The organism is Cryobacterium sp. RTC2.1 (assembly GCF_035018685.1).
Classification (GTDB): Bacteria; Actinomycetota; Actinomycetes; order Actinomycetales; family Microbacteriaceae; genus Cryobacterium; species Cryobacterium glucosi.
Genome location: NZ_JASJXJ010000132.1, coordinates 1 through 11,540, shown reverse-complemented (window position 1 = coordinate 11,540; position 11,540 = coordinate 1). Strand labels below are relative to the sequence as shown.

Annotated in this window: 8 protein-coding genes; all 8 read right to left on the bottom strand. The window is 57.1% G+C overall.

What is annotated here, in order from left to right:
* Positions 1 to 400 precede the first annotated feature (400 nt).
* The 8 genes from QN357_RS14630 to QN357_RS14595 all read right to left on the bottom strand — a co-directional run bounded on the left by QN357_RS14630 (position 401) and on the right by QN357_RS14595 (position 11,451).
* Positions 401 to 3,526, bottom strand: a complete 3,126-nt coding sequence (locus QN357_RS14630) for a type I restriction endonuclease subunit R (RefSeq protein WP_323505108.1) — start codon at positions 3,524 to 3,526, stop codon at positions 401 to 403.
* 8 nt (positions 3,527 to 3,534) lie between these two features.
* The gene (locus tag QN357_RS14625) at positions 3,535 to 4,632 is read right to left on the bottom strand and encodes a restriction endonuclease subunit S (protein WP_323505109.1); all 1,098 of its coding nucleotides are present in this window, start codon (positions 4,630 to 4,632) and stop codon (positions 3,535 to 3,537) included.
* A 110-nt stretch (positions 4,633 to 4,742) separates the two neighbouring features.
* Positions 4,743 to 6,320 carry a class I SAM-dependent DNA methyltransferase gene (locus tag QN357_RS14620; protein ID WP_323505107.1) on the bottom strand — a complete coding sequence of 526 codons (1,578 nt, stop codon included), beginning with the start codon at positions 6,318 to 6,320 and terminating at the stop codon, positions 4,743 to 4,745.
* Between the two features lie 651 nt (positions 6,321 to 6,971).
* Entirely contained in the window at positions 6,972 to 7,661 is a 690-nt protein-coding gene (locus QN357_RS14615; RefSeq protein WP_323505106.1) for a hypothetical protein, read from the bottom strand.
* A gap of 512 nt (positions 7,662 to 8,173) precedes the next feature.
* Entirely contained in the window at positions 8,174 to 9,580 is a 1,407-nt protein-coding gene (locus tag QN357_RS14610) for a hypothetical protein (protein WP_323505105.1), read from the bottom strand.
* Positions 9,577 to 10,152: a hypothetical protein gene (locus QN357_RS14605; RefSeq protein WP_323505104.1), complete on the bottom strand. Its 576-nt coding sequence runs from the start codon at positions 10,150 to 10,152 to the stop codon at positions 9,577 to 9,579. The genes QN357_RS14610 and QN357_RS14605 overlap by 4 nt, the downstream gene beginning before the upstream one ends.
* A 215-nt stretch (positions 10,153 to 10,367) precedes the next feature.
* Positions 10,368 to 10,685, bottom strand: coding sequence for a hypothetical protein (locus tag QN357_RS14600; protein ID WP_323505103.1), 318 nt, complete (start codon positions 10,683 to 10,685; stop codon positions 10,368 to 10,370).
* Between the two features lie 400 nt (positions 10,686 to 11,085).
* Positions 11,086 to 11,451 carry a single-stranded DNA-binding protein gene (locus QN357_RS14595; RefSeq protein ID WP_323505102.1) on the bottom strand — a complete coding sequence of 122 codons (366 nt, stop codon included), beginning with the start codon at positions 11,449 to 11,451 and terminating at the stop codon, positions 11,086 to 11,088.
* Positions 11,452 to 11,540 lie beyond the last annotated feature (89 nt).

Here is an 11,540-nt window from a genome sequence, read left to right as displayed (position 1 = left end):
CAAACTTCCGCTAATCTAACCCCGCGACCTGGGGAGCTTCGATGAGCAGGACTGGGGAATTTCGCTGAGCGCCGTCAGCTCCTGGAACGCGCCCGGTTGAACTCTTGAGGCCAGCGATATGGGCTGCCAAAGAATCCGGATTCCGCCCTATTTTGACGGCGTGAAATGCGCCGACTGACGTCTAGTCGGGGTGTACAGCAAATTGGCCTGCGCAGCTCTGCTCTCGGCAATAACGCATCACGCACTCGATCCACGGAACTAATTGGCGGGTAATACGTCATCACCTCGAGTGATGGTTTGGTCGCTGCCGCTCCACAATCAGACCCACATCACGCTCTCGACTTGAACGCGCATCTGCAACCTCAATGTCTGAGATTCGAACGGCACAGGTGATCGCGCTTCATGCGGCCTCGCCGGTAGCGAACAGCTCAGCTTGCTTCAGCACAAGATCGATTGCCAGATCCTCATGATCCGGCGGGTAGTCGTAGCGGTCTAGTAACTTTCTGATCTTCGATCGCATCTCTGCCTGGACGCTCTCTTTGAGATTCCAATCGAGCGTGGCGCTCTGGCGGATGGCAGTCACGAGCTTGCGAGCAATCTCTTTTAGGAGCTCATCACCGAGTAGGAGGACAGCGGAGTCGTTCTGGGCGATTGCGTCGTAGAACGCGATCTCATCCACGCGAAGGCCGAGAGCCTCATGCCGCTTCAATTCACTCTTCATCGATTTTGCCAGTCTCACAAGCTCAGAGATGATCTCTGCGGTCGTGAGAGAGCGGTTTGTATAGCGGTTGATCGCATCTTCGAGCTGCGAGGAGAACTTGCGCGCCTGCACAATATTGGTGCGCTGAATGGTCCGGATCTGGTCATTGAGTAGGCGACGCAACAACCCCATCTGGAGATTGGGCTTTTCCTTTCCTACGAGCGAGTCAAAAAATTCGTCGGAGAGAATGGAGATCTCGGGAGTATCCACTCCCGCCAGCTTGTAGACATCCACAACTTGGTCTGCGGTAATGGCCTCGTTGACGAGTTGAGCGATGGCTGTATCAATTTCGACAGCCCCCACTCCTCCCCGGCCGGCGTCCGGATTCAGGATCTTGAGAATGGCGGCGCGGACATCGATGAACATCCGAACGTCATTGCGGATCGCCTCAGCCTCATCGCAAGCACCACAGAGGGCAAACACCTTAGCCAAAGCGAGTACCTGGTCGTTGTACCGCGGAGTACGGTCGGGGTCACCCATCACGAAGTCGAGCAATTTGGCGTGTTCAGAAAGCCGATCGGCAGGCGACAAGCCAGGGGAGGAATTGAAGTCACAGCTGTGCAGGATTCCGCGAATGACGTCGTGCTTCTCCAGCATGACGTCGACCAAATCCTCGATCGGGACGCCTGCTTGCACACGATCGGATGGCGAGTACTCAAGCAAGGCTTCCTGGAGGTTCGAGAAAACGCCTATATAGTCCACGATGAGGCCGCCGGGCTTATCTCGGAACGTCCGGTTGACCCGAGCGATGGCCTGCATCAGATTCGCGCCCTGCATGGTCTTGTCGATGTACATCGTGTGCATGGATGGAGCATCGAAGCCTGTGAGCCACATGTCGCGGACGATAACCAGCTCGAGTTCGTCGTCGGGATTCCGAGCCCGTGCCTTGAGCTCTTTCCGGACGTCCTTGGAATGAACGTGCGGCTGAAACTCGGCAGGATCTGTTGCAGCCCCGGTCATGACAACCTTGATCTTGCCTTTAGCCGGATCATCGGAATGCCAGTCCGGGCGGAGAGCGACTATTTTCTCATATAGGCGCACCGCGATACGGCGGCTCATGGTAACGATCATGCCCTTGCCCAGTAGGGCGTCGCGTCGCTTCTCCCAATGCTCAACAATGTCGCGAGCCACCATGTCCAGGCGTTCCTCCGCGCCAACGATCGCCTCAAGCCTCGACCAACGCGATTTCGCTCTGACTGCCTCTGATTCCTCAACCCGCTCCGTGATCTCGTCGGCTAGGTCGTCTAGAGCACCATAATCCTCCACGCTCAAGTCGACCCTTGCCAGGCGCGATTCGTAGAAGATCCGAACAGTCGCGCCGTCTTCGACGGCACGGGTCAAGTCGTAGACATCGATGTAGTCGCCGAAAACGGCCCGGGTGGACTTGTCAGTGGACTCAATAGGAGTACCGGTGAAGCCGAGGTAGGTGGCGCCAGGCAAAGCGTCTCGCATATGCTTCGCAAGCCCCGCCCGCAACTGCCCTCGAGCATCCAGCTTCTCTGAGAAGCCGTATTGCGAGCGGTGCGCTTCGTCGGCGACCACGACGACATTACGACGTTCAGTCAGGACTTGTGAGCGATCACCGTCCTCGCCGGGGGAAAACTTCTGGAGGGTGGTGAATACGATGCCGCCTGATGCTCGTTGCAGCATGTCGCGCAATTCAACGCGAGTGCCTGCCTGGACCGGTCGCTCAGGCAGGATGTGGGCGGGAGCAAAAACCTCACCAAATAGCTGATCGTCGAGGTCGTTGCGGTCCGTGATGAAGACCAAAGATGGATTGGACATCCGCGGATCGCGCATCAATTTGGCGGCGTAAAAGACCATCTCGAAGCTCTTGCCTGAGCCCTGAGTATGCCAGACCACGCCGCCCCGACGATCGCCGATAGGGCCCGAAGCGACGACAGTAGACTCGACCGCTGCATTGACGGCCCAATACTGATGGTACTTGGCGACCCGCTTGATCAGGGCTTTAATAGGCTGGCCGGACTTCTTGTTCGTGACGATTTCTTCGCTGAAGACCACGAAATTACGCAGGATGTCAAGGAATCGATTGTGCTCGAAAACACCCTTGAGGGTTACTTCCAAGGCCGGCAGGTCGGTGACGACTAAACTGCCCTGAATCGTCCTCCACGGTGCGTAGTGCTCAAAGCTCCCCGTGAAGGAACTCATCGCTGCAGACGTGCCATCTGAGATCACGGCTACAGCATTGGCAGTGAAGACACGTGGGATATCGTGTCGATATGTCTGAATTTGATTCCATGCCCCTTTGAGCGTCGCGTTCCCGTCGGCGGGATTCTTCAACTCGAGCAAACCAAGTGGCATTCCATTAACGAACACCAGAACATCAGGGCGGCGCTTCTTGCCGTTCTCAACGACAGTGAATTGATTGACCGCTAGCCAGTCATTGTTGCCAGGTTCATGGAAATCGATTAGCCAGATGAGAATCGTGCGCACAGAACCAAGGTGGTCACGATATTCGATAGGTACGCCGTTTGTTAGGAGCTTGTGAACACGCGCATTTTCGTCAATGGCGCTCTGCGACTCCGGACGCTCGAGGCGCTTGATCGCGTCGTCGACTAAGCGTCGATCCACACCAGGGTTGATCCGCTGGATTGCTTCGCGCAGTCGACCATGTAGGTAGACCTGCTCGAAAGACTCGCGTTCTTGGCCGGACTCCCCCGGCGCCAACGCAGGACCGTAGACCGTCTCGTAACCGAGCTGGCGAAAGTAGTGCAGGGCAGCAAGCTCAACGATGTTCTCATTCATGCTCCCGGTCATTGGGTCGCCACAACGAGGACGGCGCGCGTATCGACAGCACGAATTCGGCCAGAAATCAGCTCGGGAAGGAGCGCATCGCGCAACTGACGGAGCCGGCGCCTTTCAAAAATGCCATTCCGAATTCGCATCACGAGAGGACGTGCCCACTCCGAGAATTCATTGGCAACTTTGCGTGTCGGAATCATCAGGGACATGTTTGCTAGCCCGTTCTCCCATACTGCATACGGCATCGTGGACCCTCTAGAGGTAGTGTCGGCGAAATCAATCGTGGTGTCCTCGTTACATAGAAGCAGGGCGTACTCAAGAAACTCCCGCTCGTAAGGGCGAAGAACAAAGCACGTCGTTCTCGTGATGCCATCGAACGGGGCTATTACCACCCGGTGAAAGTACACTCGCATCGCACCCATAAGGATGTCATCTTCATCAAATCGTATGAGGCTACTTTGAGCCTCCGCCGTCGGTCTAAAGTCCTCCAGCCCTAGCGCCCGCATGGGCAAAGCATCGATGGGCACGTACGGCAACCCGTCACGATTCGAACTCTTGATCGGCTTCTTGACGAGCGCCAGAACTTCGCTCAGGACACCCGAGTGCCAATCTGCAGGCGCGTCACCGCCCCACGGCCCGTATTCCACGAACCATGACCTGAATTGCGACTGCAGCACTTCCTGAATCCCCTGTGTGATTAGAGTGCTGGAATTGATTCGATCGTCGAGCGCAGTAAGCGTAGCGGCAATGTCGTGTTGGACGTTGAGGTCTGGAAGAGAGGGGAGCTGGAATGTCCTCACGTCGGAGACGTTGAGGTGCGCCACGGTTGACCCATCCGATTTCTGCAAAAGGCGGGTTTGCTGCGCCGGCGATGCAAGAAGATAGTAGAGGTAGTTTGAGTCCACTTTCTGCGGATCAGGGCGCAGGAGAACGGTTCGCTGTCCGGGTGCGACGTTTAGGGAATTCGGGATTTGGACAATGGGCCCGACAGGCGCCTCCCTTGCGAGTAGTAGGTCCCCACGCTCGGGCACGAGTCGTCTACTCCATGCTTCAAAGGTTGATCGGGAAATTCTCTTCGCCTCCCCGAAGTCAATACGGTTCCCGCGCATAGCGGGCGTACCCACCGCGAAGTACGTTCCATCTGGATCGACTGGCACAGTCTTGTGCTCACAGTCAACGATCGCGATACACACCTGATCTAGCGTCAAGTGGACAGTACTCATTGGAGCCCTCGTAAGCGCGCCGCGATCACTAGATCTAGCTCTCGGCTGCGCTCCAACTCCTCAAGCACCTCAAGCGTAAGCCGCTCAATTCTTTCGTCGAGTGGTTCTTCACACTCCTCCAAAGCCTCCGTTCCGACGTAGCGTGCAGGGCTCAAGACCATATCGTGTTCCTCGATGTCGTTGAGCGTGGCCACCTTCGCGAACCCAGCTACATCCTCGTAGCCTCCATTTTCGTTACGCCATGCATGGTACGTGCCAGCGATTTTCGCGACGTCCTCATCGGTCAATACTCGAAGCTTGCGCGACTCCATCGTTCCCAGTTTGCTTGCGTCAATAAACAGAACTTCTCCGCGACGTTCGCGGTGACCGTTACCTTTGCGATCCTTCGAGATGAACCAAAGCGATACGGGAATCCCAGTGTTGAAGAACAGTTTGCTTGGCATTGCCACAATGCAGTCCACTATGTCTGATTCGATCAACTTGCGACGTATGTCGCCTTCGCCGTTCTTCTTGGAGCTCAGTGAACCATTGGCAAGGACAAAGCCTGCAGTCCCCTTAGGGCTCAGGTGATTTATGAAGTGCTGCACCCATGCAAAGTTCGCATTACTCTCGGGAGGCGTTCCGTACTTCCAGCGAGGGTCGTCGAGTAGCTTGGCATCCCACCAGTTGCTGACGTTAAACGGAGGGTTCGCGATGATGAAGTCGGCGCGTAAGTCAGGATGAAGGTCCTGAGTGAATGTGTCGGCAGAGCGATCACCAAGGTCGGCTTCAATACCGCGCAAGGCCAGGTTCATCCTGGCGAGCTTCCATGTCGTATCTGTGAATTCCTGTCCGAATACGGAAATGTCGTTTCGTGTGCCGCCGTGGGCCTTCACGAACTCTGCCGACTGAACGAACATTCCGCCTGATCCGCACGCGGGATCGTAGACCCTTCCTTTGTATGGCTCGAGCATCTCCACAAGGGTTTTGACCACTGAGCGCGGGGTATAAAAGGCCCCAGCATCCTTACCTGTCTCCTTGCCTGCAAACTGGCCAAGAAAGTATTCATATACGCGGCCTAGCACGTCATCGGAGCCGTGGTCGTCGGACTTGGTGAAACCAATCGAGCCAATAAGGTCGACGAGTTGCCCGAGTCGCCCTTTGTCGAGGCCATCACGTCCGTAGTTGCGCGGAAGAACGCCACGAATGACGGGATTCTCCTTTTCGATAAGGTCCATTGCCGTGTCGATATCCTGACCAATGCTTGGCAGCTTGGCCTTGGCCTGGATGGCCCCCCATCGAGCTTCCGCGGGAACCCAGAAGACGTTGGCCCGCGTGTACTCGCCCCGATCCTCCAGATATTTCGGACGACGCTCGGGGTTCGGTATGAATTCCTCCGACTGTGGATCTTCGAGCGAAGACTCGATAATGTATCGACGTTCCTCGAAGCGGTCCGAGATGTATTTAAGGAAGACCAGTCCCAGCACGACGTGCTTATATTCGCTCGGCTCCTGGTTGCCACGAAGTGCGTCAGCCGCGTCCCAGAGTCGCTGCTCCAGTTTCTTCCCTGGTTTGGGTCTGGCGTTTCGTGCCATGCTGTGTGGTTCCTCCCCCGCGCGGCAACGCGAGCTCAATGATTACACCCCCGGATGTTCTCCCAGACTAACTGCGTGCGCCGACCCTCTGAACTCAGCAAGCGGCCCCGGTTTCTGAACATTGACCTGGCGGATTTTGTAGTCACCCGTCGACTGGTCTCGGGTATCTATGACGCAGATCATCCTGGGCTGTCAGCGGCCCAACAGACTGTTCCCCACGTCTCACATCCCTTTCGAAAGACAGGGAGGCGAGATTCCCAACGCAACGTTAGATGAAGGCACGCACAATTCAGCATTCGCCGAGCTCCGAGTTGTCACTGAACTGGTGCGGAACACATGCGGAGAAAATATCGCCAAAATGACGCTAATGGCCGAAGCAGAGAGATTTGGGACAAGGTTCACGGGCCGCTCAGCGATCTACACGATCCAACCGAGTGGTTACGTTGCGTCGGAGCGGTGAGCGGACGCCGCCGCCGTTACTCACGTAGCAGCAGTCCAATCGGCCGACCTCCACTCATAAACAGGCACGATCAACGGAATCCAGGCGCCCGCAGTCTGTCGAGTCTTCGGCCCAACTGGTGTTGCTTCATTTTTCCCCGCGCTATTTGCCACGTCCGCCGTTCAATTCGCCTTTCGTGTGCAAGACAGGTCTCATGCTCCCCCTTGGTTCCAGAGGTCGATACAGTCGATGACTTCGAAGTCCGTCTTACGCGCCACAATGGACACAGATCCGGGCCGCTCGCGAGCATTAAGGTAGCGCACGGGCCCACCCTGCACGTATGTCCCCAGGATTGCCCGATGTTCATCCGCTGGCTGATTCTCGATGAATGCCTTGGTGTTCACGTCCGCACCTTCGCGGAGCATCGCCGAATACAAATACCTCGGGTCTGTGGCCCGGCCGGCCCAACCTCGGTGGTCACTACGGGTTACGTAATAATGCATCACCGTGTCGAACTCTCCCCAGTGCAGTTCAACATCCTGGTCATTCAGGAACAGTTTGAGAGACCCGGAGACGTGCCACCAGATCGCGAAATTCGCATGTACTGGGTCAGTGAGGAGAGGGATGCTCGACTGGCGGACCGCGATCCGATCGTCATCTTGGCTCTTGCCGCACGCGCAGGTGGTCCACATTGGGCTCGTCGCCGGGTACGAATCCGGCAAGAAGTGCCCCTCTTCGCAGCGCTCCGCGCTCCACCCGCTAGGTGCGACGTCGATGGCATGGATCTGCTCCAAGCCGGGTTTTACATCACGCCTCAGGGTTCGGGGACGCCACACGTCCTGAAGACTGAGAGTACGCTCTGCCGTTTTGGGTCCTTTGGGACGTACCGGGACATCGATCATTTTTCTAGGATCGCACAGCGGCACGGACTTACTTGACGATGCCGGGCTCTCACGAGGCTGCCCAAGCAGTCGCATTTGGAACGCACGCGCCCGCACACCGGGAGCGTTCGGCGCTCTTGCCGACCCGACCAATCCGCTCCAGCAGGACGGATTTTAGGGCGAATTCTGACTTCAAGCTGACTCGTAGCCCGGATTGGCAGGCGGAGGCTATTACACGTTCGAGCGTGCCCCTCCAGTACCGCGCCTACGCCGCTCCTACTCCTGGGAAAATCGGGTGCCTAATTTCGGAACATTTCATCTGTCAGTGGCGCCAGCTCGACTCCTGTCTGCACGGCCGCGGCGCAGCCACGGGTGAGCACTTTCGTTCGAAGTGCACGGCCGCGTGCGCCTCTGACATAAAGGCCCGATCACATTGGCACCAAACCCGCACCAAGGCGCTACCCTCGTGCAGCCGGCAGGAATCAGTACACTCCGATCCACGCCGATGTGCACAGTCCGGAGTCATTGCGACGTCAGGCTATTGAATCATCGTCATCTGAGATAAGAGCCAGACGCTGGCCGTCTGGGAGAGGCGCGCGAAACTTCAACACTGTTGTCGCAAGCTGCACCAAGTCCGCCAATGCCGCCCCCTTCGACCCCGAGACGAGTCCCTTCCCAAATTGGACGTCAACGTCGCGGTTTCCAGGTTCGTCACCCGGGGCCGCGAACCGCACAGCCACCTCTCCTACAAAGTAATCGTCGTCGAGGGAATCCGTTACCTCATCAACGTCTCCGCTGACATCATCACTCTGTTCAGCGTTGATTGTGACCGAGCGCCTAATCCCATGGAGTTCCACCCGGGCAAGTTTCAAGCCCTTCAGTGAATCTTTGATGTCAATCCAAGTGGCCGATGAGCTCCCACCTCGAGCATGGATCAGCTTGCTGTCGTCTGCGAGCAAGAGCCGGCTTTCGCCTATATCGATACCGAGGGCCCCCTTAGAAAAGGACCAATGATCCGATCGCGTCAGATATGTCTCGTCGCCTTCGACCGGAGTGGCCAGGCCAAGGTACGCGCGCTTCGCGCTCCAACGCCGAGCATTTGCACGAATTAGTGGTGAAACGTCTATGCCGTCTAGGTTCTCGCGGATCTTCTCCAGATCCGCGAATGTCATCATTCCGCCTACATAGGCCCAGAATCGTCCATTGCCCATGGCTCTTGGCTGGTTGAGCAACCACGGTAGAAGGTGCCGCAATTCGGCAAGGGACAGCTTCCCGCCGATAAGTGTGGATGGCTCGCCTAGTTCCGGCTCTGGGAACTCCCCCATGGCAACCGAAATCAGCTGTGCGGTACGCGTGATTCGGGCCGCCGCGTCCTCGGAGAAACTGCTTCCGATGAGAGCAGCGACCAAGCTAGCTGCGGCTTTGTCCTCGAGCTGCGTGGCGTTGAGGTCAACCAAAGAAGCTGCACGAGGGCGATCAATATGGCCCTTGCCGCCACGGATGAAATTGGCCCTCACCAGACCCGCAAGCGGCGAATCGGCGCGATGGTCGCTAAGCAGAACGTCCATAGCTTGCGGATCGGTAATCAGGGCCCGGGGGGAAGCATGTATTTGACGGTCGATCGGTGGAACAACGCCAGCTAAGGGTCGCGTGTCAAGCGATAGAACAACGGGGTCGAGCGTCTTGTCGATTGCATCTGAAGGCGAGGCCGCGATCGCTTCGTAGGAATGTCGAAGGTAGATGTTCCGCTCGCCACGTTCTTTCGGCCAGGACAGAACGAGGTCGGGAATTGCGCTGTGGTTGAAATAATTGGTGTCCTGGATCTCTGCCGACGAGTCCAACACGGACAGTTCTCGAACGACGGCAGCTTTGACCCTCGAGATATAGGCCTGTCGGTCACGAGTATCTTTTGCATTCTCAAGGGCCTCAACGAACGTCATAGCGTGGCTTCCTTTCGTTTCAAGAGCGCCAGTACCTGCCAGACCTCAGGTTGGGTGAGACTCAGGTCGATCTGCTTCTCGTGCATAACTAGCACCCAGATTCTGCCTGTGACGACTCGAACAATGTCATCATCGACTTCGGTATCACCGAGGAACTCTGGCCGCGCAGCAAGCGCGAGCTTCACCTCGGCCTCGGACGCGAGACTCGACCATCGCTTGAGTGAAAACGGGTGTGTCGTGACCCAAATGAACTCCGTTGCGCGGTCCATTCGTCCGGCAATTTTGACCTTCGCCGTTGCGCTATACGCAATAGCCAGAAACTCCTGAAAATGAGCATACTGGCCACTGTCGCTGCTGTAGTTCTTGTTCTCAACGAACACTTCCCGCCGATTTGCGCCCAGGAATGAACCGGCCAGGTCGAAATACTTCACTCCGTTGAGGTGCTCAACTTCACACATCGCCGAGTTGTCGTACACATTCCAGTTGAGCTCCAAATACGTCGTGGACTCCAACCACCGCTGCACAAGTGCAACGCCTTTCCGTCCTTGCTCTTGAGTTTGTTCCGCGGGCATGGCCCAACCCTAAGTTCGCTCTTCAAGGGGACAAGACGCCGCCACACCCCCATTCCGGGGCCGTTACCACTAGGTTGAAGGCAAATTCGAGACTTCTGCGGGACCCCTAACTTCGCTCCAACGATGGCATAGCGATGGTGCTAGGGCTCGAGCTGCCGAATTGCAATTTGACACGAATCCGAGATTGTGACCGTCAGGGGACACCTGAATCAGCGTTAGAACCGGTCGACAGCGGATGCCCAGACCCAGATGCGGTGCATTCCCCTGTTCTGCCATTCGACGTACACGGCGCGTCTCGTCCAGGCAAGAGCGTGACCAGTGACGTGGGTGCTGATATTCGGGTATCTCACCCAGGCAAGGACGGAAATCGGTTCGTCGGCCGTCGTGACCAACTCGCTCGTCCCTCCGCGTTCTTCCAACGTGAGACTGATCGGCTGTGCGCGATCGGCCTCCCAGTACGGTTCAATCTGTTCGAAAGTCTCGCCAAGTGGGTCCCGGCGCATGATCGGTTTCATGGGGGACGAGCTATTCATGGACATATTAGAACATGTGTTCGATTATTAAGCGAGGCGCAACTGGCGTTTCGGCGTTCGAAAGAGAGCTCACTGTCTTTTTCTCTCGAAATCACAACTACTTGATTCAAGCCCCAAACGGATCAGGGATGACTATGACCAGGCCGCACGCAGGGCAGTGGCGCCAGACCCGCAATCGGCGCTTGGTCGCGATCGACTCGAACGCCATTTCGCAGCCGCAACCTGGGCACGGCGAAGAATCTCCACCCAGCTCGTCGTATTGATCATCATCCATGTTTGTTGCCTGGCCGCTCCGCCATCGTCACTGTCGAACCCGGCTGCATCGCTTCGTGGACAGACCGCGGAGTAGGTCCACGAAGCGAGACGCTGAGTCCGATGTCGACGTCAATGTCAATGTCGACTATTCTGCGTTGTCGGCCTTTGGGGTGCGTTGGATTTGGGCGGTGGCCCGGTTGAGGTCGACGCCGATGTTGTCGGCGTCGATGACGCGGACGTAGTGTTTGGCGCCGTCGTCTCCCCAGCTGTTGGTGTGTTCGCGGCCGATGACGATGACGGGGTCGCCCTTGTGGAGTGTGGTTGCGGCGTTGTCGCCGAGGGCGAATCGGGCTTCGACGAAGTGGGTAGTGGCGTCCGGGTGGGCGTGCCATTTGCCGGTGCGGTATTCGCCAGTGTTTTCGATGACGCGGAGCTTGGTGATGTTGATGCTGCCGGCCTGGACGACTTCGGGGTCGGTGGCCAGGTTTCCGGTGATGGTGCGTGTGCTCATCGGTTCGTCTCCTCAGTTTGAATAGTTGATTTGCTGGTGGTGCGATCGGTCTGGTGCTGTCGGAGCTTTGTATCGGGGGTGTTGCTGGG